Below are 21,024 nucleotides of genomic sequence, written 5' to 3' on the forward strand. Positions count from 1 at the left end.
GGTATTGGATTCGCCCACTACACCCGCGCAGCGCGGTACAGCTTGGCGGGCCGCCCGGACTGGCCGTAGACGTGATCCAGAGTGGCCTCGCCCACCCGCACCAGATGTTCCAGATAACGCCACGCCGTCACGCGGCTCAGACCCACGCGTTCGCCCAGCTCCTCGGCGCTGACGCTGGTCTGCGCGTCACGGAGCGCGGCGGCCACCCGTTCCAGCGTGTGCGGATCGATGCCACGCGGCAGGCTCTCACTGGCGCTGGAGGTCACGTTCAGCACCCGGTCCAGCTCCGCCTGATCCAGCCGGGGGCCGCCTGCGGCAGTTGGGCGGCGGGCGCGGTGACGGGCCACCAGCTCGGCCAGCCGCGCCCCGGTAAACGGCTTGATCAGGTAATCGAAGGCCCCGTGCGCCAGCGCCAGCCGCACACTGGGTTCGTCGTCGGCGGCGGTGATCAAGGCCACGTCGGTCAGGATTCCCGCCGCGCGCCAGTGGTGCAGCAGACCCAGGCCGCTGCCGTCCGGCAGATGCACGTCCAGCAGGATCAGATCCGGCTGCAGGGCGCGGGCCAGCGCGTCTCCCTGGGCACAACTGGCGGCGCTGCCCACCACATGCACGGCGGGATCGCGCTCCAGCAAGTCGCGGTTAACGCGGGCCACCCGTACGTCGTCTTCCACCAGCAGCACGCGGACGGGCCACTGTTCGGGACTCATCCGTCCACCCCCTCGGTCAGCGCAGGTGGCGTGGACAGCGCGGCCAGCGGTGCGGGCACGCTGACCTCGAACACCGTGTGCGCGCCGCGCCGGTGGTGGCGGACCTGACCGCCCAGCGCGCCCACGCGGGCCAGCACCCCGGCCAGCCCATACCCCCGGCCCTCGCCCTTGCTGCTCATGCCACGCTTGAAAATGTGTTCCTCCAGGCCAGCCTTCACGCCGGGGCCAGAGTCCTCCACCTCGATCTGCACGCCCTCCGGGTCTTCACCGATGGCGACGGTCACGCTTCCGGGCTGCCCCGCCAGCGCCTCGAAGGCGTTCTCGGTCAGGTTGCCCACCGCCGTGACCAGCGTGTCGGCGTGCCGCTCCCAGACCGGCGACAGCACGCTGCCCTCGGCCACCGCGAAGTCGATGCCCAGCTCCTGCGCCCGCTCGCGCTTGCCGGCCAGCAGCGCCACCAGCCGCGGCACCTGCACGTCGCGCAGCAGCTGCCGGAACTGGGCGTCCGAGCGGATTTCGGCGTTCAGCACGCGCAGCGCTTCTTCCGGGCGGTCCAGTTGCAGCAGGCCGGAAATCACGTGCAGGCGGTTCTGGTACTCGTGGGTCTGGGCGCGCAGCACGTCCACGAAGCCGCGGGCGTGCGTGAGTTCCTCGGCCAGCGCCAGCGCCTGCGCCCGGTCCCGGAAGCCCGAGACGAAGCCGCCGCCCTCCAGCGGCTCCAGATTGGCCAGCAGCGGCTCGCCGCGCAGCGTGAGTTCCAGGTTGTGCTGCCGGGCCGCCACGCCGCCGCGCGTGAGAACGGCCAGTTCGGGCCAGACCTCGCCCAGCGGGTACGGCGTGGGGCGCTGGCCCAGCACCTCGGCGGCGCGGTCACTGACCAGCGTGACCAGACCAGCCGCGTCCACCGCGATCACGCCCTCGCGCAGCGCGGCCAGCACGGCGCGTTGCTGGCGGGCCAGCGCGGCAATTTCCTCCGGCTCCAGGTTCAGGATCTCGGCGCGCAGGCGGCGGGCGGCCCACACCGCGCCCAGCGTGCCCAGCCCCAGCGCCAGCACGAACCACGGCGCCAGACCGGTCAGCGCCTCGCCCACCAGCGACCACACCTGCGGCATCAGGTAGCCGGTGCTGACCACGCCCACCACCTCGCCGGCCTGCCACACCGGCACCTTGCCGCGCACGCTGAGGCCCAGGCTGCCGCGCGCCACGCTCACGATCTCGTGCCCCGCGAAGGGTTCGGCGTTGTCGCCGCCCTCCATCGGCTGGCCCAGCCGCTCCGGCACCGGGTGCGCCAGCCGGATGCCCGCACGGTCGCCCACCACGATGAAATCGGCCTCGGCCGCGCCGCGCAGCGAGTTGACGCGGGCATTCAGCGACGGGTTGGGCTGGCCCGACGCCGCGCCGCCCACCACCTCGGGCAGCCGGGCCACCAGACGGCTGGTGGTCAGCGCCCGCTCGCCCAGCCGCTCGCGGGCCTCGCCGTACAGCTGCCACGACTGCACGCCCACCAGCAGCGCGGTCATGCCGCACAGCACCGCCAGATGCCAGCGCACCAGCCGACCTTGCAGACCGCCTCTGGAGAGGCCGGGACGGGAGCGGGCGGCGGCGGGCATGGGTGAGGGTCAGTGTGGCACTTCGGGGGGCCGGACGCTATCCGTCAGCCCTTGAGCTGCTGCCAGTGTCCCTCGGAGATGACCTCGGGCACGCCGTCCACGACCTGAATGGCCGTCTGGTCATCTATCGCGTAACACGGCCCCGGCAGGGCGGCGGCCCACTGCTCGGCGTGGGCCAGGGTGTTGTGCGGCATGTCCGGGTGGTTCAGGTGCGGGAAGATCGAGAAATCGACCAGCCCCAGCGTCTCGTCGCTCGCGCCGGGCGACGGCCAGCCGACAAACGCCGGCCCAATCCGGGGGGCCATCACCATGCTGCCGGCGCTCACCCCCACCCAGACCGTGCTGGCGAGCGAGGGCAAAAGCTCGGCCAGCCCCGACTGCCGCAGCCAGTGGCCCAGGTACGCGGCGTCGCCGCCGTCCACCAGCAGGGCGTCGGCCTCCTGCACCCAGGGCACCCAGCGCTCCGCACCGATGCTGGGCAGCGCGGTGAGTTCCAGCAGACCCAGCGACCGCCAGCCCAGATCGCACATGGGGGCGGGGCTGTGACCGGCGACGAAGCGCCAGGCCGAGGCCGGCGTGCACCAGGGGTGGCCGTACTCGGCCGTGGGGATGCACAGCGCGCTGGCCTCGGCCACCGGCTTGCCCAGCAGCCCACACAGCGCGGCGTGGATGCTCGCGTTGCTGACCCCCCCCGAAGTGAGCAGCAATTTCATGGCTTCACCCTACAGCAGCGCCCATGTCCGGCCCGCCGCTGGCGACCGGGCGCATTTGGTGCATTGTGTTCACGGCTGTGCATTGCGCTCACGAAAAAGTGCGTACCAGACGGCTTCTGTCTCTTGCTTCGTTCGCCCAGAGAGATTAGCCTGAAGGCCAGACACAATTCACAGCCGCGCCTCACCGCGCACCCCCCGGAGGTTCCACCATGAAACCCAAGCACCTTGTCCTGGCCCTGTCCGCCCTGATGCTCGCCGCGCCCGCACCCCTCGCCCAGAACATCAACAACCTGCGCATCATGGCTCCGGCCAGCCCCGGCGGCGGCTGGGATCAGACCAGCCGCGCCATTCAGACCGTGCTGCAGGAACAGGGCATCGTCAAGCCGGTGCAGGTGTTCAACGTGCCCGGCGCGGGCGGCACGATTGGGCTGGCGCAGCTGTACAACGCCAAGGGCGACGGCAGCCTGCTGATGACCATGGGGCTGGTGATGGTGGGCGCAATCCAGACCAACAGTTCCAAGGTGGATCTGAGCCGCGTGACCCCGATTGCCCGCCTGACCGGCGAGTACGAGGTGATCGTGGTGCCCGCCGCCAGCCCCTACAAGAACATGGCCGATCTGGTGGCCGCGTGGAAGGCCGATCCCGGCAAGACGGCGTTCGCGGGCGGCAGCGCGGGCGGCACCGATCACATGCTGGTGGGGCTGGTGGCCAAGGCCGCCGGCATTGACCCCAAGAAGATCAACTACGTCCCCTTCAGCGGCGGCGGCGAGACGCTGGCCGCCCTGCTGGGCAACCAGGTGGCGGCGGGCGTGGCCGGCTACGGCGAGTTCGAGGCCCAGATCAAGGCCGGCAAGCTGCGCGCCATCGGCATCAGCTCGGCCAAGCCGCAGCCCGGCATTCCGGTGCCCACCATCAAGTCGCAGGGCCTGAACGTGGAACTGGCCAACTGGCGCGGCATCGTGGCCGCCCCCGGCATCAGCGCCAGCGAGAAGGCCGCGCTGGTCTCGGCGCTGGACAAGATGCACGCCAGCAAGCAGTGGAAAGACACCCTGGCCACCCGCAACTGGACAGACCTGTACCTGAGCGGCAGCAAGTTCGACGTGTACCTGAAGCTGGAAGCCGCCCGCACCAAGGACGTGCTGCAGAGCATCGGCCTGGTGAAGTAAGCGCTGAACACCGGTGAGGCGGAGCGGCGTTCCATAGCCCTCCGCCTCATCCCTTTTTTGACTCAACGGGGCGCAAGATCCCCCTCAAGACTTTCAGATCCTCCGAAGGAGCCTCCATGACCCAACCTCCGTCCACCCCCCCCGCCCGCCCCGGCGTCAGCGTGCCCGATCTGTTGGTGGCGCTGGCCCTGACTGCGCTGGGCATCGCGCTGTTTGTCGGCAGCCGCGAGATTCCCTTCGGCATCAACGCGGTGGTGGGGCCGCGCGTGTTTCCGCTGATCGTCAGCGTGGGCCTGACCGCCCTGGGCGTGCTGCTGACCGTGAACGTGCTGCGCGGTGAGCGCGCCGAACCCGCCGCCGAGGAGGACACCGATCTGGACGCCCCGGTGAATCTGGCGGCCCCTGGCATCATCCTGGGCGGCTTCGTGCTGGGCGCGGCGGTGCTGACCACCGCAGGCTTCGTGATCGGCACCGCGATCATGTATTTCAGCGTGGCCTGGGCCTTCGGTGAACGGCGCGTCGGGCTGATGACCGGGGTGGCGCTGGCGGTGGCCCTGGTCACCTACGTGGCCTTCACGCGCGGCCTGGGCCTGAGCCTGCCGCCCGGCGTCCTGAAGGGCATCCTGTAATGGACGCCCTGACCTCGCTGTTCGCCGGGTTCGAGACTGCCCTTAACCCCCTGAACCTGCTGTGGGCGCTGATCGGCGTCACGCTGGGCACCCTGGTGGGCGTGCTGCCCGGCATCGGCCCGGCGCTGACGGTGGCGCTGCTGCTGCCGGTGACGGCCAAGCTGCCGCCGGTAAGCGCGTTCATCATGTTCGCGGGCATCTACTACGGCGGGATGTTCGGGGGCAGCACCACCAGCATTTTGCTGAACACGCCGGGCGAATCGGCCAGCATCATCACCGCGCTGGAGGGCAACAAGATGGCCCGCAAAGGCCGCGCCGCCGCCGCGCTGGCCACCGCCGCCATCGGCTCGTTTATAGCGGGCACCATCGGCACGCTGCTGCTGACCTTCGCCGCTCCGGCCATTGCCGACATCGCCGTGCAGATCACCCCCAGTGCCAAGTTCGCGCTGATCATGCTGGCCTTTGTGACCATCAGCGCCACGTTTGGCGGCAGCCCGCTGCGTGGATTGCTGAGCCTGTTCGTGGGGCTGGCGATTGGGCTGGTGGGCACCGACTTGCAAAGTGGTCAGGCCCGCTTCGCGCTGGGCCGCCCGGAACTGCTGGACGGCATCGACTTTATTACCGTGGTGATCGGGCTGTTCGCCATTGGCGAAACGCTGTACGTCGCCAGCCGACTGCGCAAGGGCAAGGACAGCGTGATCAAGCTCGAGGGCGGCGCCACCATGTCCAAACAGGACTGGCGCAGAAGCTGGGGGCCGTGGCTGCGCGGCACGGCGCTGGGCTTTCCCTTCGGCGCGATCCCGGCGGGCGGCGCCGAGATTCCCACCTTCCTGAGCTACACGCTGGAAAAACGCCTCTCCAAGCACCCCGAGGAATTCGGTCAGGGCGCCATCGAAGGTGTGGCCGGGCCAGAAGCCGCCAACAACGCCAGCGCGGCGGGCGTGCTGGTGCCGCTGCTGACGCTGGGGCTGCCCACCAGCGCCACCGCCGCGATCCTGCTGGCCGCCTTCCAGCAGTACGGATTGCAGCCGGGGCCGCTGCTGTTCATCACCAACGGGGATCTGGTGTGGGGCCTGATCGCCAGCCTGTACATCGGCAACGTGATGCTGCTGGCCCTGAACCTGCCACTGGCCCCGGTGTGGGCGCGACTGCTGCTGATTCCGCGCCCCTTCCTGTACGCCGGAATTCTGGTGTTCAGCACGGTGGGCGTGTACTCGCTGAACAACAGCGTGTTCGACCTGGGCCTGCTGGCGCTGTTCGGCGTGATCGGCTACGGCATGCGCCGCTTCGATTTTCCGGTCACGCCCGCGATCATCGGCGTGGTGCTGGGGCCAACGGCGGAGGCGCAGTTCCGCACGGCGCTCCAGCAGAGCAACGGGGACTTCTCGATTTTCGTGCGCCAGCCCTTCACCGCCTTCCTGATGCTGTGCGTGCTGGCCGCGCTGGTGGTGCCACAGGTGCTGAAGTTCAGGGCGGCCCGGCAAGCGGCGTAGACCAACGCTCACCCTGCCCTCTCCCATACGGAGGGGGCTTTTTATTTTTTATATGGAAGCCGCCACCCCCAACGAAACGGCAACCGAAGGCCGTCGGGCGCGCAGCGCACGGGCCGCACACGGCGTCACGGAGCAAGGCATCAGACCCGCATGCCGCCGCCCTCTCCCGCGCACAACGCCCAATCCTCCTGCCCAGTGCAACGCCTGCTCCCCCGTCCCCCTGGGGATGGGGGCTGGGGGGTGGGGCTGCCCGAAGGACACACCACCATCAATGGAGCGTAAAATCCTCAGTTCACCGGAGGAATCTCGTTGATGAAGGGAGCCGCGTTCGGATCATCCGGCACAGACTCCGGCAGCGGCTCTGGCTCGGCGGGAACAGAGAAGTCGTCTGCGGGAGGCGCGTCGGGCAGGGCTTCAGGCGGGGCCACCTCTTCCCAGTCTGCCGGGGGTTCGGCGGGAATGTCCTGCACGTCCGGCACGGGCTGGAACTCCGGGGCCGGTTCGGGATCCGGCTCGGGGACGACGGGCACGGGATCAGGCGTCGGCTCCGTCTGCGCGGCAGGCTGAACGGTTTCCGGCTGGGCCGGACGGCTGCGCCGGAAGAAACTGCTGCCGCTGTTGCCGCTGCCGTCGCGGGCGGTGGGTTCCTCGTCGGCCTGGGCGGTGCGGAAGGCCATCTCCACCTGACGGACGACGCGGTAGGCGATGCCGTCCGGTTCCTTGAACGTCTGCACCGGCTGACCGGCCAGCGCTCCGGCAACAGTCTGTTGCCAGATTGGGGTGGGAATCTCGCCGCTGTAGGCCCAGGACGGCAGGGCGCCGCCCTCCTGTTTGCCCACCCACACGGCCCCCGCCACCGTGGGGGTGACGCCCGCGAACCACAGATCCTTGATGTCGTTGGTGGTGCCGGTCTTGCCGCCCACCTGCCGGCCCTCGATCTGCGCGCGGGTGGCGAGGCCGCCCTGATACTCGGTCAGGTCATCAACCACGCCGCGCAGCATGTCCAAACCCAGCCACGCGGTCTGCTCGTCCCAAACCCGCTTCGGGGTGGGATTGGGCCGGGTGTACAGGCGGTTGCCGCGCGCGTCTTCCACGCTGCGCACCAGACTGGGCTTGTAATACAGGCCGCCGTTGGCAAAGGGGGCGTAGGCGGCGGCCATCTGCAAAGGGCTGGCCTCCAGCGTGCCGATGCTCAGGGACAGCCCGGCCTCGGGCGGCGGCGTCAGGCCCAGTTCGCGCAGCTTGGCCTCGAAGTTCTGAACGCCCAGTTCCTGCGCGATGCGCACGGTGGGCAGGTTCAGGCTGTGATCCAGCGCGTAACGCATGGTGACGTAGCGCCCCGTCCAGCGCCCGTCGTAGTTCTGCGGCTGGTAGGAGGTGCCCACCAGCGGCGAGTCCAGCACGGTGTCGCTCTGCTTCCAGCCGGTCTGCAGGGCCAGCGTGTACAGGAGCGGCTTGATCGAGCTGCCCACCTGGCGCCGCGCCTGAACGGCGTTGTCCCAGTCACTGGGCCGCCCCCCGGTCAGTTTCTGGCCCACCAGCGCCAGCACCTCGCCGTTCTGCGGGCTGACCAGCGCGGTGCCCAGGGTGGCGCCGTCGGGCAGTCTGGCGTTCAGGCTGGCCTGTTCGGCGGCCTGCTGTGCGCTCAGGCTCATGCCGGTCACGATCTTGCCGCCGCCATACAGCGCCTTGCGCCCGATGATGGGCAGCAGTTCCTTTTCCACCGCCTGCAGGTAGTACTGGTAGGCGTAGCGTCCGGTGCCCAGCGAGGCCTCCAGCGCGTTCATGTTCTCCTGCAGGCGGCCCGGATTTTCCAGCGCGGCGCTGCGCAGGGTGCCGTCGGCGTTCCAGCCGATGCGCCAGCCGGCCGGGTAGATCGGGGTTTTCCAGGCGGCGTCGGCCTCGGCCTGCGTCACGCGCCCGTCCACCACCATGCGGCTCAGCACGTCCTTCATCAGCGGGCGGTAGGCGGCGAACGCCTTGTACCGGCTGTTCGGGGCAGGAATCAGCGTCGTCAGGTACACGCTCTCGGCCAGATTCAGGTCCGAGGCCGACTTGCCGAAGTACGCCCGCGCCGCCGTTCCCGCGCCCACGATGTCGTCGCGGCCCCCGTCGCCCCAGTAGACGATGTTGAGGTAGGCGTTCAGGATGCGGTCCTTGTCGTAGTTGCGGTCCAGCTGATACGCCAGCACCGCCTCCTTGAACTTGCGCTCTGCCGTGCGCGCCGCCTGCAGGTCTGAGAGCAGCGTGTTCTTGACCACCTGCTGGGTGATGCTCGAACCGCCCTCCAGATCGTTTTGCAGCAGCCCCTTGAGCAGCCCGCGCGCAATGCCGATGTAATCGACGCCGTGGTGTTCGTAGAAACGGCGGTCCTCGCTGGTCACGACGGCTTTTTGCAGCCACGGGCTGATCTGGCCCAGTTTCAGCAGGTTGCGGTTGGTGCCGCCCGAACTGCTCAGGCTGGGCGTCAGCGTGCCCACTAGCGTGTCCTGGCGGTCATACACGCGGGTCTGCCCGCTGACCTCCAGCACGTCCAGATCGGTCACGCTGGGCAGGTCGCGGCCCCACATCCACCACAGCGCCAGCACGCCCAGCGCCGCCAGCAGCAACACAATCGCCACAAAGCGGCTCAGACCGACTAGAAACCTCATCCCCCGTACTCTAGCGGGGCGGGCGCCGGGCCGCTCCGAGGACTGTTACGGTCTTGACGCACAGCGGGCCACATCACCCCCGCATTCTGGCCAGACCAATGGCACACGGGCGTCCGCCATAAGGCGGAGACGGGCGCTACCATGCGGCACACGCCATGAGTCACCTGCCTTCCACCACGCCGCCCCCCAACCTGTTCAGGCCCATCGTCCGGGGCGCGGCGCGGGCCATCGCCGACTTTGACATGATCGAGGACGGGGACCGCGTGATGGTGTGCCTGAGCGGCGGCAAGGACAGCTACACGCTGCTGGATGTGCTGCTGCACCTGCAAAAGCGCGCGCCGATCCGGTTCGGGCTGGTGGCGGTCAATCTGGACCAGGGCCAGCCGGGCTTCCCGAAGCACGTCCTGCCCGAATACCTGAGCGCGCTGGGCGTGGAATACAGCATTCTGGAGCGCGACACCTACCGCACCGTGCAGGCCAAAACCGCGCCTGGACAGACCACCTGCACGCTGTGCAGCCGCCTGCGCCGGGGCCACCTGTACGCGCATGCCCGGCGGCTGGGAGCCAGCAAGATCGCGCTGGGCCACCACCGCGAGGACATTCTGGAAACGCTGTTCATGAACATGTTCTTCGGCGCGCGCCTGAAGGCGATGGCCCCGCGCCTGACCAGCGACGACGGCAGCAACGTGGTGATCCGCCCGCTGGCCTACGTGCCCGAGGCGGCCATCGTGCGCTACGCCGAGGCCCGCGCCTTCCCGATCATCCCCTGCACGCTGTGCGGCGCGCAGCCCAACCTGCAGCGCGTGGTGGTGGGCGAGATGCTGGCCGGGTGGGAGCGCGAGCATCCGGGCCGCCTGAACAACATCCTGCGCTCGCTGGGCCGCGTGACCCCCAGCCACCTGCTGGACCGCGAGTTGTACGACTTCGCCGGGGCCGCGGCGGACGGAGACACGGCCTTTGACACGGAGGCGTTGGCGGAGCGCGAATTCCTGGTGGGCCTGGAGGAACTGGCGGTGCTGGACTGATCGCTGGCCCGCTGGACTTCGTCGCCTTCGACTTTGACGGCACCCTGACCGACTACGTGCAGGCTGACCTAGACGCACTGGAGACGTTGCGCCGCCACGCCTGCCCCCATACAGAGGAGCAGACATTTGCAGCCCGTGCCGTGGACGAGATCATGGCGTTTCATGACCGGGTGGAGGCCGGAAAGAGCGATCCACTGGACATGAACGCGGAGCGGCTGACCCGCACGCTGGCCGCCCACAGTGTGACCTGTACGGCCGCCCACCTGCAGCTCTACGCCGAGGCCCTGATCCACGGCACGCGGCCAGCACCGGGGGTCACAGCGCTGCTGACGGCGCTGCGTCGCCGGGGGTTGCGGCTGGCCCTGCTCTCCAACGCCTACGACGGCCCGGCCCAGCGTGCGCGGATCGACGCCTGCTTTCCGGACCGGCCTTTCGAGGTCATCGTCGTTGCGGGCGAGGGCGCGACGCTGAAGCCTGACCCGCAGCCCTTCCGGCTCATGCTGGCCCAGCTCGGCCAGAGTGCCGACAGGGGAGTTTACGTGGGCGACTCGCCAGAGCATGACGTGGCAGGGGCCGTCGCGGCGGGCCTGCGGGCCGTTCTGGTGCATCCTCACCCGCGGGTGCAGCAGCGGGGGTCGCGGCTTGGCGCGGCCCAGGCGGTCAGCTCGCTGGACGCGCTGGCCGGCCTGCTGGCCCGCGACTGACGGGGCCAGACAGGCGGTATCGTTCCTGCCCCCTGACCGCCTATGCTTGAGCCATGTTCTACGTGATCGGCGGGGCCTCCGGCGCCGGGAAATCCACGGTCCTGCCGCTGCTTCAGCGGCTGCGCCCCGACGTGCGCTGGCACGATTTCGATGAACACGGCGCAGCAGGCGACAAGGCAGAACGCCAGCAACAGACCGAGCGCTGGATCCAGGCCGCGCTGGGCCTGGTGGGCGATTTCGGCCTGCTGGGGCCGTGCCCCCTGGGCGAGATCCTGGCCGCGCCCTCGGCCCCCAAGTTGCCCGGCCTCCGCCACCTGCTGCTGGACGTGGACGATGTGGAGCGCATCCGTCGCCTGCGCGGACGCGGGGTCGGGGAGGCCACCCAGGACACGCTGAACTGGGCGGCGTGGCTGCGCGTCCATCAGGCTTTTGCGGACTGGCAGCCTGGCGTTCTGACCGACGGAGGTTGGGCCGACATGCGCTGGGACCGCTGGCTGGGGCAGGACGCCGCGCCGTGGCCGGGCCAGACGCTGAATGCCACGGGGCTGACGCCACAGGAGACGGCCCTGCAGATCGTCGCCATGCTGGGCTAGCCCAGCCCGCCCAGCAGTTCCGCCGCCACCCGCTCGCCGCTTTCGATGGCCCCGTCCATGTAGTTCATCCACACGCGGGCGGTTTCCGCGCCGGCCCAGTGAATCCGGCCCACCGGGGCGCGCAACGCCTCGCCGTAGCCGGTCCACACGCCGGGGCCGAACAGCGCGCCGTAACAGCCGCCGCTGAACGGTTCGGCAGTCCAGTCGCGCTGCACAGTTTCAAGGGGCGTCAGCGCCTCGTCGCCGAACAGCTGGGCCAGACTGCCCAGGGCGGCGGTGCGGCGCCCGTCCTCGTCCGCGTCCATCAGCGTGCGGGCCTCGGCGCCCTCGATAAAGCCCAGCAGGACGCCGGGGCGGCCCTGCGGCGGACTGTTGTCGAAAGTCACCGTGACGGGGCCGGTGTCGCTGATCGCCATGCCGCTCAGGCCCGCGTCGCGCCAGAAGGGCCGGTCGTAGACGGCCATGAACTTGATCACCGCGCCCATCGGCAGCCGCTGCTGCAATTGCGCGCGGCGGGGCGGCAGCGGCGGATCGAAGGGCAGGCCGGAGAGGAGGGTGGGCGGCACGGCGAAGATGGCGTGTTCTGCACGGTGCTGCCCGTCTGGGGTATGCAGCGTGACGCCCGTGCCGTTCTGCTCCACCCGGATCACCGGAGAGTTGAGCTGCACGTCCTCCAGATCATCGGCCAGCCGCTGCGAGATGCTCCCGGCGCCGCCCAGCACGCGGTCCTGCAGGGCGTACCCACGGGTCAGGGTGTGGCCGTTGATGCCTCCGCCGTGCGCCGTGTAGGTCAGGGCGTGCAGCAGGCTCATCTCGGCGGGTGCGGCGCTGAATACCGCCCCGGCGTACAGCCGCATCAGGGCGCGGGTCTGCGGGCGGCGGGCGTTCTTCAGAATCCAGGTGTCGAAGGTCTGCGCGTCCAGCGTGGCGGCGTCGGGAGCAGTCCACGGCGCGTCCAGCGGAATGGTGCGGGCCAGGGCCTCGAAGCGGCGCGACAGCAGCGCGTAGTCGGCCAGCACCAGCGGCGGCAGCGGCGGAATCAGCCCCCGGTAGCGCAGCACCTTGCCGCCGATCAGCGCCAGATTCTGGCCCTCGTCGTAGGTGGGATACACCTCCAGCCCCAGCTCGTGGATCAGGGCCATGACGTGCGGTTGGTTGGGGCCGACCCACTGCCCCCCCACGTCCACGCTCAGGCCGGTGTGCGGCAGCCGCAGCGTGTGGGTGCGCCCCCCGACACGCTCACGGGCTTCGAGCACCCGCACCCGTCGCCCCGCTGCACTCAGCCGCCGCGCCGCCGTCAGGCCCGCCAGCCCCGCGCCCACCACGATGATGTCTGGGTTCATGGGTCAGGGTAGCAAGTTGGGGGAGTGAGCGCTCAGAAGTCGCCCGCACCATTTACTTCTGCAAACGGTGAGGATGCAACTCTGTCTCTAATACGGACTCCGATTGAAAGGTGTTGAAGACACCTGGAAATCCGAGCGAAGCGAGCAGGAGAAAAACGGGTTCCGGACGTGGAGTGTAGAAATCGGAGCTGTCCCGATTTCTACACGAAACAAACGGAATCCGTATAACAGCGCTGGGAGGTCACTGCAACAAAGCATCCCGCCTCTTTCAACGCACTATAGAAGCCCCAACGAGACAGCAACCAAAGGCCGTCGGGCGCGAAGCGGACGGGCCGAACGCAGCGTCACGGAGCGGGGCGTGTGAGCAGGAATACCGCTGTCCTCCCCCGCACGAAAAGTCTGAAAACTCCTGCCCAGTGCAACGCCAGCTCCCCCTGCCCCTTTGGGGTAGGGGGCTGGGGGGTGGGGCGCCCTCCTCATGCTCCCGCTTCCTCAGTTCACCGCGTCCGGCTCCCGCACCCAGCCGGGCAACTGCGCCCAGACCACAAGATGCAGTCCCGCCGCCAGCACAACGAAGAGAAGCACCGACACGCCCTGCGACAGCGTCGCGCAGGCCAGCAGCAGCGCCACCCCCGGCGCGGTGGCCGCCTGAATCGCCCCGGTCAGGGCGGCCTGCCGGGCAGGCACTTCGGGCGTGCTGGCGGCGCGGCGGGCCAGCCGCAAGACCACCAGCGCCAGCACCAGCGCCAGGGCCAGCAGTGCCAGGACAGCAGCGAATGGAACAGGCGCCGGACGGGTCAGCGCCAGCACCGCGCCCAGAACGAGGCCCGGCAGCGTCAGCGCCGCCAGCCCCAGCAGGTAGGCGCGGCGGGCGGCGCGGATCAGCCCCGCGCGGTCCGAGCGCAGATCGCGCACGAGGCTCTCAAGCATGGGCTTCAGCGGCGGGCGGCCAGGGTCTGCACACGGGCCGAGGTGCCGCCCACCTGCACCTCCGCGTCCTCCGGCAGGTCCTTGCGCAGGCGGGCCAGCCCCAGGCCGTCCACGTTCAGGCCCGCCTGCCCCACCACCTTGCCGGCGTGGGTCACGTCCGCGCCCACAGTCCAGCCGTCCCCGGCCAGTTGGGCCAGGTGGTAGCGGGTCTGCCCGCGCGCCTCCAGCCGGGCCATGATTTCCTGGCCCACGTAACAGCCCTTGCGGTAGCTGATGGCCGGCAGCGGGCCGCCCACGTCCAGCCCCACCTCCTGCGGCAGCACGCCCAGAAAGCCGTCGCGGGCGACGTCGGGAATCCCGGCGCGGATGCGGGCAGCGTCCAGGGCCTCCAGACTGGCTTCCTCACCGCCCAACGCAGCCAGCACCTCCGCCTCGTGGCGGGCCAGATAGTGCAGGTCCACCCCTGGCGTCCCGCTGCGGTTCACGCGCCCGGCCAGCACGGTGCCGCTGCCCAGCTCGAAGCTCTGCGCGTCGGGACCCTCCGCGTTCCAGCCGGGCAGCCCGGCCCCCTCCCAGACGTGGACCGTCCGCAGGGTCTCGGACACGTCCTCCACCTCCACCTGATCGAAGATGATGTAGCGCTTGAGGCGGGCCAGCAGGGCCGCGGCCTGTCCGGCGTCCAGGTGCAGGTACACGTCATCGGCGCGTTTGTAGGCCCGCGCGAACTGCTCGATCTGGCCGCGCACGTTCAGAAAGGCGCAGGCCACAACGCCGGGCGTCGGCGCGCCGCGCAGATCGCCGGTCATCTGCCCCTGCACGAAATCCACCCGGTCCGCGCCGGTCACGCGCAGGCCACCTGAAGGAAGAAGGGTCCACATGCGGTTCAGGGTACGGGAAAGGGCCGGCGGGGAATGGGGGAAGGCGGGCGGACAGCCCCGCTCCCCGCTCAGTCGCTGGCCGCGGCCAACCCCTGCCCCCTGCCGTGCCCCCGCAGCATCTGCTGGGCGGTGCGGGTCAGGTGCCAGCGGCTCAGGTCCGAGGCGGCCTCGCGGATGATGGCCCCGGCCTGCGGCAACGCGGCGCGGCGGCCCTGCAGGTTGCGGTGGACCACGGCGGTCAGGTCGTCCAGATTCAGCAGGTGCGCCCCACGCACCCCGGCGATGTCCGGGTCCAGAATGCGCGGCACGCTGATGTCGATTAAAAACATAGGGCGCTCGCCGCGTGCGGCCAGGGCAGCGGCCACCGCCTCACCGTTCAGCACGTAATGCGGCGCGGCGCTCGACGCGATCACCACGTCCGCCTCGGGCAGCGCCTCGTGCAGGAATTCGGCGGCGCACACTCGCCCCCCCAGTTTGGCGGCCAGCTGACGGGCGCGTTCGGCGGTGCGGTTGACCACGATCACGTCCTCAATACCGGCGGCGCGCAGGTGGGTCAGGGTCAGCTCGGCGGTCTCCCCCGCGCCGATGATTAAAGCGGTGCGGCCCGACAGCCCACCCAGCGCCAGTTCTGCCAGTTCCACGGCGGCGCTGGACACGCTGACCACGCTGTCGCTCAGGCCTGTCTCGGTCCGCACACGCTTGCCGGCGGCCAACGCTCCCTGGGCGATCTTGTTCAGCAGCGGGCCGCTCAGGCCGCGCGCATTGGCGGCCTGCCAGGCACGCTTGACCTGCCCCTGAATCTGGGTCTCGCCGATCACCAGACTGTCCAGCCCAGCGGCAACACGGTACAGGTGGCTCACGGCGTCCTCGCCCGAATAGCTGTACAGGTGATCTTCCAGCGCGTGGCCCCAGGCGCCCTGGAACGCGGCCAGCGGATCGCCGCTCAGCCCGGCCAGGTAGACCTCGGTGCGGTTGCAGGTGGCCAGCAGCATGACCTCGCGGGCGTGGCGCGACAAGTGCGCGAGCAGCGCGTCCTCCTCACCGGCCCGCACGGCGGCGCGTTCGCGCACCTCGACCGGGGCGGTGTTGTGGTTCAGGCCCACCACCACGAAGTCCAGCGGATCGGGGGCGGGCAGCGGCGAGCGGGCCACGAAGCGCCGGGCGGTGGGGCAGGCCAGCGTCACGCCGGCACCCCCAGCGCGGCGTGGATGTCGGCTTTCAGGTCCCGCAGGGCCGTCTCGCGCCCTGGTCCGTCCAGCGTCAGCGCGCGTTCGCGGGCCGCAACCCAGCCATCAATTTGTGCCTCGCCGGGCAGCACGGCGGCGATACGACGGGTCAGCGCCTGGGCCAGCATGGGCAGTTCGCGCCCGGTGTTGACGGCCACCTGCACACCCGCGCGCTGCGCCGTGGCGGCGAATCGCAGATTGCCCTGCCCCGCCTCGCCCGCGTGGTTGACCAGCGCGCCGGTCTGATGGGCGGCGGCGGCTACAGCGTCGTTCACGTCGGCCCGGCTGGTCGCTGCCACCACTACCCGCGCCCCTGCCACATCGCCGGGCTGGTAGGCCCGCCGCAGCGAGGTCAGAGGCAGGGCCAGCAGTTCCGGGCACAGCTCGGGGGCAATCACGGTCACGGCCAGTCCGGCCTCCAGCAGACTCCGGGCACGGTGCAGGGCCACCGCGCCGCCGCCCACCACCACGGCCCGTTCGCCACTCAGATTCAGGAAGACGGGCAGCAGACTCACAGGGCGTAACCTAGCGCTCAGGGGGAGGGTCAGGCGTCCCAGACCGAACGGTCAGAAAGGCGGCCAGGACGGGCTTTCAGGTTTGCTCTGGGGACTTCTGTGAGCGAGGTTCGGAGGCCGGCGGCGCGGACCCGGCCTCCACCGCCACGTCGGGATAGGTGTCGTCGTACAGGGCCGAATAGTGCTCGCCCAGGCCCACCAGAAAATCCATCTCCTCGCGGGTGGTCCGCGCGCTCAGCCGGGTTTCGAAACTCAGCAGCAGGGCCGCGTAGGCCAGCGAGGCCGAGCCGGCCACCGCCAGCAGCACCGGCAGGACGCCCGAAATCTCGCCCAGCAGGGCCGAGCCGCCGATCAGAATGCTGGTCAGCACCAGCAGGGCCACCGCCAGATACAGCGCCGTCATGGCCCGCACCAGCAGCCGGGTGCGCCGGGCCAGCCGCGGCAGTTGCCGCACGATCATCCGTTTCTCCTCGCGGGCGCGGGGCTCCTGCTGACCCTCGGCCGACACCAGCAGGCGGAAACGGGCGGTCAGGTGCCGCACCCGGTCCGTGGCCCGGCCCACCCGCGTGCTGGTGCTCATGATCAGCGTGCCCGCGCCGCTGATCAGCACGGCGGGGGTGATCATGGCGCTCAGGACATTGAGGCTGATGTCGGCCATGCGGGCAGGCTAGCGCGTGGGGCGCCGCCTGCCTGCGCCGTTTCTCCACATTTCAAGGCGGTCAGCACATTTCTGCCGTCCCCACCGCCACTGGCGGCATTACGCCGCATAGACACAATCTGCACAGCTCCTGAACTTCCCCTGCACACGCCGGGCGGACACTGATGCCAAGACGGGAAGAAGACGCCACCGGGCCGAACCCGCCAACCTCAAGGAGACCCACCATGCAAAAGAACCTTCTGTCCGCCGCCTTCAGCCTGAGCCTGATCTTTGCCCCCGCCGCCGTGACCACTGCCTTCGCGGCCCCGACTGCCGTCCGGGTCACCGCCAGCGACAGCAGCGGCGATCTCAGCTATCCCATGCTGTACACCGAAAGCTCGTGGATGTCGCTGGAAGTTCCCGTTGCCGTGCTGGGCGGCGTCATTCCGGGTGATCTGAGTCTGGACGCCGGAGCGCTGGCCGCCGGAACCACCATTACCCTGGACAGCGTGAGCCAGCAGGGCGACATGGCGCTGCTGCGCGTCACGGTCAGCCGGGCAGATACCGGCGTCAGCATCGATCAGCTGGCCAGCATCAACGTGATCTCGGGCGGCCAGACGCTCGCCACGCTGAGCATCCCGGTGATCGGCGCGGCCATCGGCGACTGAAGACCGCCGCAGCACGCTCCCCCAGGCACTCCCCTTCCCTCCCCGGAGGGGAGTTCTTCTGTTTCACCGCGTCCCTCTCCTCAGCCCTCCCCCGTCCGTGCCCGGCGCTTCTGGAAGGCCCCGGTCAGCAGCTCGGTGACGTACTCGCGGGTGAACGGCATTCCGCTGGCCTCAGCGGCGCGGATCTCCTCGTCGCGGTTGTAGGTCAGGCGGACGTAGCTGGCGCTGTAGCCGGGGCCGCCGTCCTCGAACTCCAAGATCAGGTAGCACGGCAGGGTGCTGTCCAGCGGGTTGCCCACTGAGCCGCAGTTGATCAGCGGGCGGCCCTCCACATCCAGCAGGAGGGCCTCGTGCATGTCGGCGTAGACCAGCGCGTCGGCGTACTGGGTCAGGCCCAGCTGCGGGTTGGGCGCGAAGGCCTCGATCTGGTCCGACAGGCTGCTGTGCGGGTACAGGCGATGAAACAGGCCGCGGCTGCTGGCGTGGACAAACCGCCACCACGCGCCGCCGAACTGCTCCTCGATGCCGTAGGGCAACCCTTCGAGGTAGCTCAGCTGTTCGGGCGACAGCTTGCTGCGCGGCCACAGGTCCTGGGGGCGGTGGCTGGCCCCGGCGACGCGGGCGTCCCAGTTGCCCTGGATCACGCGGCTGGCGTGCGCCTGTGTCCAGTCCAGCACCTCGCGCGGGCGCGGGCCTTTGCCCACCACGTCGCCCAGCACCCAGAACTCGGAGATCCCGCGCCGCGCCGCGTCCTGATGTACCGCGAGCGTGGCCGCCAGATTGGCGTGCAGGTCCGCGAGGATGGCGAGGCGTTTCATGTCCGGAAGTCTAGACCACTGCGGCTGACGGCTTTCGCACAGTCTGTAAGGAGGCCTTTATTTGGGTGCGGGAGGCGGAAAGTGGACGGTGACCCACGAGAAGGGACGTGGCCGGGCCATCTGGCCTCCTTGCCGTGGCGGAAATCCACACCCTGCCCTACCCCAGTTCGTGGTACTGACCCCGGAAGTACAGCAGCGGATCGTCATCGGTGTAGCGGCTGTATTCCACGAAGCCCAGGTACAGGGTGTGGTCTCCGGCAGGGATGACCTGCTGCTTGCGGCAGACCAGCTGCGCCACGCTGCCGCCGATCAGGGGCAGGCCCTCGTGGGCGAACCACGGCACGGCCTCCTCCGGGCCGGGGCGTCCGGCGAAGTGGTCACTCAGGTGACGCTGGGCGCTGCTCAGGACGTTGACCCCGAAGTGGGTCACGCGGTCTTCCGAGAGCAGGGCGTACATGTGGGCGCGGTGGTCCACGCTCACCAGGATCAGCGGCGGCGTCAGGCTGACCGACACGAAGGCGCTGGCGGTCATGCCCCGGCGGGTTTCGCCGTCGCTGGCGGTGATCACGGTGACGCCGCTGGCAAAGCGCCCCAGCGTCTCGCGGAATTCCAGAGGGGTGACGCCCGCCTGTGCGCCGGCGGTTGAATCGGTGGAGGTCATGCGCCGAGTTTACCTGCCCATGCGCGCGGAGGTTCAGGGTTTGGCAGGCGTCAGCCCCGCCGGAGTCACCGGGACGGGCGACGCGGTCACCGGTTTCAGGTCCCGCACGGTCAGGTCCGGCAGGCGCACCACGCCGCGCTCGGGCACGGTGTCGACCCAGCGCTGGCCGCTGACCCGCACTTCGGTCTTGCCGGGGGGCAGCGCCGCAAAGCCGTAATAGCCGCTGCCGTCGGTCATGGTGTGGGCAACCACCTGCCCGCCCTGCAGGGCTTCCACCACCCGGAAACCCGGCACGGGCGTGCCGGTAATGCGGCCCATCAGCCCGCGCGTGGTGGGCGGTTTTTCCTTCCATGGAGCGGGCGAGGCGAGCACTGCTCCAGGGGCGGTCAGCAGCTTCTGCACGGTGTCGAGCCCCTGAGCCGTGGTTTCCTTGGCGCCGTACACATCCAGGGTGGGCGTGCGATACGAGTAGCCCACCCAGCCCAGGCCCGCGCCCACGCTGCGCTGCGCTTGATTGGCGGTCACGGGGGCGCCGTTCAGGTACATGGCGGTCCCGGCGGCCACGCCCGCGCTCAGGCCGTCGGGGCGGGGCTGCACGCCGCGCGCAAAGGCGTTCCAGCCGTCGAACCACTGGCCCTGCTCGGCCACCGCGTCACGCTTGTAGTTCATCAGCACGTTCAGGTCGATCAGGCCGCTCTGCATCCACGCGGGCCAGTCCTGCAGCACGTCGCCGTAGGTGCGGGTCTTGCGGAACCCCGCCAGATCGCCGGGGGCCGGCGGCTGACCGTAGGTGATGGTGGCCGCCGTGATCCAGGCGTCCGGGCGCAGCGACTTGATCTCCAGCGTGATGCGCCGCACCGCGTTGGTCACCTGCTGCCGCTTCCAGTCCTGCCAGACCGCGTCGCTCACGGAGGGGGTGCCGCTGCGCCCGGTCTCGGCGCGGTAGCGGGCCAGCACCTTGGGATCGTAGCCCCAGACGTCCCCGTCCGGATAGCGGATGCGGTCCAGCTGCACGCCGTCGATCCCATAGTTCTTGACGAGGCTGACGACCCCCTGAATGGCGTATTCGGCGGCCTCGGGAATGCCCAGGTCCAGCCAGCCGTCGTTGCCCTCCAGCCAGCTGCCGTCGGGGCGGCGGGCCATCCACGACGCCGCGCCGGCAGTCGGCCCATGCGTGTGCGAGATGTGCGCCGGGTTGGTGTTGGGGGCCGCCGCGTTGGCGATGCCCGTCACGGCGACCCAGGCAATCACCCGCATGCCGCGCGCGTGGGCCAGCCGCACGGCCAGCCCCAGCGGGTCCAGGCCTTTTTCCAGATCGGGGTCCGTCGCCTTGGGCACGCTGGCCTTGAGGCACAGGCAGTCGGCCCGGCGAATGGCCTGCACGAACAGCGTGTTGACGCCCATGCGCGCGGCGTCGTCCACCATCTGCGTGACCTGCGCCCGCGTCTTCAGGCCCGGCCCGAAGGCGTCAACCCAAAGGCCCCGGACCCCGCTGCCCACCGGCGGCTTCGCGGCCACCGGCTTCTGGACCGGAACTGCGGGCTCGGTCCCGGTCTGCCCCTGGGCCGGCGGCGTGGGCGAAGGCATCTGGGGTTGCGGCACTTGCGGCTGCGGCAACTGAGGCAATTGGGGTTGGGGCTGCGGCGCTTCGGCGGGCGGCACAGGAGAGGGCTCAGGCGCGGGCGTCAGGGGCAGTGCGGGCGGTTCCGGAGCCGGGTCCGGGGCAGGTTCCGGCGTTTCCACCGGCGGCACCTCTGGCAGCGGCACCTCTGGCAGCGGTACCCCGGGCGACGGCGTCCCGGGCAGCGGCGGCGTGGTGGGCGGCGTTTCCACCGGCACGGCGGGAACGGTGGTGTCCTGCGCGCCTCCCTGACCGCCCCACCCCGTCCCGAGGATGAGCGTGAGGGTCAGCAGCGCCGCGCGGCGGGAAAATGAAGGCGTCATGATGTCACCGGGCAGGCTAGCGCAGGTCGGCGTGGAGGACATGAAGGCCGCCTGGAGCTGCCGATTCTAGCGCCCGCCTCACCGCGCACGGCCAGGCTGACGCGGGGCAACGT

20 protein-coding genes are annotated in these 21,024 nt (G+C 70.0%); 7 read left to right on the plus strand and 13 right to left on the minus strand.

Features of this window, described 5'->3' with window-relative positions; genetic code table 11:
- Positions 1 to 17: 17 nt before the first annotated feature.
- From FHR04_RS04465 to FHR04_RS04475, 3 genes are read right to left on the minus strand one after another with little or no spacing between them, the layout of a single operon-like run.
- Positions 18 to 707: a response regulator gene (locus FHR04_RS04465; RefSeq protein WP_139401137.1), complete on the minus strand. Its 690-nt coding sequence runs from the start codon at positions 705 to 707 to the stop codon at positions 18 to 20.
- On the minus strand, positions 704 to 2,317 hold the full coding sequence (locus FHR04_RS04470; RefSeq protein ID WP_139401139.1) for an ATP-binding protein: 1,614 nt from the start codon (positions 2,315 to 2,317) through the stop codon (positions 704 to 706). The genes FHR04_RS04465 and FHR04_RS04470 overlap by 4 nt, the downstream gene beginning before the upstream one ends.
- A gap of 44 nt (positions 2,318 to 2,361) precedes the next feature.
- A complete protein-coding gene (locus tag FHR04_RS04475) occupies positions 2,362 to 3,030 on the minus strand; it encodes a Type 1 glutamine amidotransferase-like domain-containing protein (RefSeq protein WP_139401141.1) in 669 nt (222 codons plus the stop codon).
- A gap of 209 nt (positions 3,031 to 3,239) precedes the next feature.
- Between FHR04_RS04475 and FHR04_RS04480 the strand changes: the two genes are divergently transcribed.
- The 3 genes from FHR04_RS04480 to FHR04_RS04490 all read left to right on the plus strand — a co-directional run bounded on the left by FHR04_RS04480 (position 3,240) and on the right by FHR04_RS04490 (position 6,318).
- Positions 3,240 to 4,196: a Bug family tripartite tricarboxylate transporter substrate binding protein gene (locus FHR04_RS04480; RefSeq protein ID WP_039684564.1), complete on the plus strand. Its 957-nt coding sequence runs from the start codon at positions 3,240 to 3,242 to the stop codon at positions 4,194 to 4,196.
- A 116-nt stretch (positions 4,197 to 4,312) separates the two neighbouring features.
- Positions 4,313 to 4,825: a tripartite tricarboxylate transporter TctB family protein gene (locus tag FHR04_RS04485; protein ID WP_139401143.1), complete on the plus strand. Its 513-nt coding sequence runs from the start codon at positions 4,313 to 4,315 to the stop codon at positions 4,823 to 4,825.
- Positions 4,825 to 6,318 (plus strand): tripartite tricarboxylate transporter permease, encoded by a 1,494-nt coding sequence (locus FHR04_RS04490; protein WP_039684568.1) that lies wholly within the window; start codon positions 4,825 to 4,827, stop codon positions 6,316 to 6,318. Before FHR04_RS04485 ends, FHR04_RS04490 begins: the two co-directional genes overlap by 1 nt.
- 287 nt (positions 6,319 to 6,605) lie before the next feature.
- Here the strand turns inward: FHR04_RS04490 and FHR04_RS04495 are convergent, their stop codons facing one another.
- Positions 6,606 to 8,969 carry a transglycosylase domain-containing protein gene (locus FHR04_RS04495; RefSeq protein ID WP_139401144.1) on the minus strand — a complete coding sequence of 788 codons (2,364 nt, stop codon included), beginning with the start codon at positions 8,967 to 8,969 and terminating at the stop codon, positions 6,606 to 6,608.
- A gap of 155 nt (positions 8,970 to 9,124) precedes the next feature.
- On the opposite strand from FHR04_RS04495, the gene ttcA reads away from it, so the two are divergent.
- Genes ttcA through FHR04_RS04510 form a run of 3 tightly spaced genes read left to right on the plus strand, consistent with a single transcriptional unit; the run spans position 9,125 to position 11,291 of the window.
- The gene (gene ttcA / locus FHR04_RS04500; RefSeq protein ID WP_139401146.1) at positions 9,125 to 9,994 is read left to right on the plus strand and encodes a tRNA 2-thiocytidine(32) synthetase TtcA; all 870 of its coding nucleotides are present in this window, start codon (positions 9,125 to 9,127) and stop codon (positions 9,992 to 9,994) included.
- Between the two features lie 11 nt (positions 9,995 to 10,005).
- Entirely contained in the window at positions 10,006 to 10,698 is a 693-nt protein-coding gene (locus FHR04_RS04505) for an HAD family hydrolase (protein ID WP_260170117.1), read from the plus strand.
- Between the two features lie 53 nt (positions 10,699 to 10,751).
- Positions 10,752 to 11,291, plus strand: coding sequence for a DEAD/DEAH box helicase family protein (locus tag FHR04_RS04510; protein WP_139401150.1), 540 nt, complete (start codon positions 10,752 to 10,754; stop codon positions 11,289 to 11,291).
- Here FHR04_RS04510 and FHR04_RS04515 read toward each other — a convergent pair.
- From FHR04_RS04515 to FHR04_RS04540, 6 genes are all read right to left on the minus strand, one after another.
- The gene (locus tag FHR04_RS04515; RefSeq protein WP_139401151.1) at positions 11,288 to 12,634 is read right to left on the minus strand and encodes a flavin monoamine oxidase family protein; all 1,347 of its coding nucleotides are present in this window, start codon (positions 12,632 to 12,634) and stop codon (positions 11,288 to 11,290) included. The genes FHR04_RS04510 and FHR04_RS04515 overlap by 4 nt on opposite strands.
- A gap of 492 nt (positions 12,635 to 13,126) precedes the next feature.
- Positions 13,127 to 13,564, minus strand: a complete 438-nt coding sequence (locus tag FHR04_RS04520) for a hypothetical protein (RefSeq protein ID WP_139401153.1) — start codon at positions 13,562 to 13,564, stop codon at positions 13,127 to 13,129.
- A 5-nt stretch (positions 13,565 to 13,569) separates the two neighbouring features.
- Entirely contained in the window at positions 13,570 to 14,442 is an 873-nt protein-coding gene (ygfZ, locus tag FHR04_RS04525; protein WP_139401155.1) for a CAF17-like 4Fe-4S cluster assembly/insertion protein YgfZ, read from the minus strand.
- A 68-nt stretch (positions 14,443 to 14,510) separates the two neighbouring features.
- The gene (gene hemA / locus FHR04_RS04530; RefSeq protein ID WP_039684575.1) at positions 14,511 to 15,626 is read right to left on the minus strand and encodes a glutamyl-tRNA reductase; all 1,116 of its coding nucleotides are present in this window, start codon (positions 15,624 to 15,626) and stop codon (positions 14,511 to 14,513) included.
- Complete coding sequence (locus tag FHR04_RS04535; protein ID WP_249038983.1) at positions 15,623 to 16,183, minus strand: NAD(P)-dependent oxidoreductase; 561 nt, start codon at positions 16,181 to 16,183, stop codon at positions 15,623 to 15,625. The genes hemA and FHR04_RS04535 overlap by 4 nt, the downstream gene beginning before the upstream one ends.
- Positions 16,184 to 16,259: 76 nt before the next feature.
- Positions 16,260 to 16,841, minus strand: a complete 582-nt coding sequence (locus FHR04_RS04540; protein ID WP_139401157.1) for a DUF2721 domain-containing protein — start codon at positions 16,839 to 16,841, stop codon at positions 16,260 to 16,262.
- Between the two features lie 224 nt (positions 16,842 to 17,065).
- Here FHR04_RS04540 and FHR04_RS04545 point away from each other — a divergent pair, with 224 nt between their 5' ends.
- A complete protein-coding gene (locus tag FHR04_RS04545) occupies positions 17,066 to 17,488 on the plus strand; it encodes a hypothetical protein (protein ID WP_139401159.1) in 423 nt (140 codons plus the stop codon).
- A gap of 80 nt (positions 17,489 to 17,568) precedes the next feature.
- On the opposite strand, the gene FHR04_RS04550 is transcribed toward FHR04_RS04545, so the two are convergent.
- The 3 genes from FHR04_RS04550 to FHR04_RS04560 form a co-directional block, all read right to left on the minus strand.
- Complete coding sequence (locus FHR04_RS04550; RefSeq protein ID WP_039684578.1) at positions 17,569 to 18,306, minus strand: metallophosphoesterase family protein; 738 nt, start codon at positions 18,304 to 18,306, stop codon at positions 17,569 to 17,571.
- A 157-nt stretch (positions 18,307 to 18,463) separates the two neighbouring features.
- Positions 18,464 to 18,967 (minus strand): flavin reductase family protein, encoded by a 504-nt coding sequence (locus tag FHR04_RS04555; protein WP_139401161.1) that lies wholly within the window; start codon positions 18,965 to 18,967, stop codon positions 18,464 to 18,466.
- 33 nt (positions 18,968 to 19,000) lie between these two features.
- Positions 19,001 to 20,911 (minus strand): glycoside hydrolase family 10-like protein, encoded by a 1,911-nt coding sequence (locus tag FHR04_RS04560; protein ID WP_249038984.1) that lies wholly within the window; start codon positions 20,909 to 20,911, stop codon positions 19,001 to 19,003.
- Between the last annotated feature and the right edge of the window lie 113 nt (positions 20,912 to 21,024).

Source organism: Deinococcus radiopugnans ATCC 19172 (genome assembly GCF_006335125.1).
GTDB classification, from domain to species: Bacteria; Deinococcota; Deinococci; order Deinococcales; family Deinococcaceae; genus Deinococcus; species Deinococcus radiopugnans.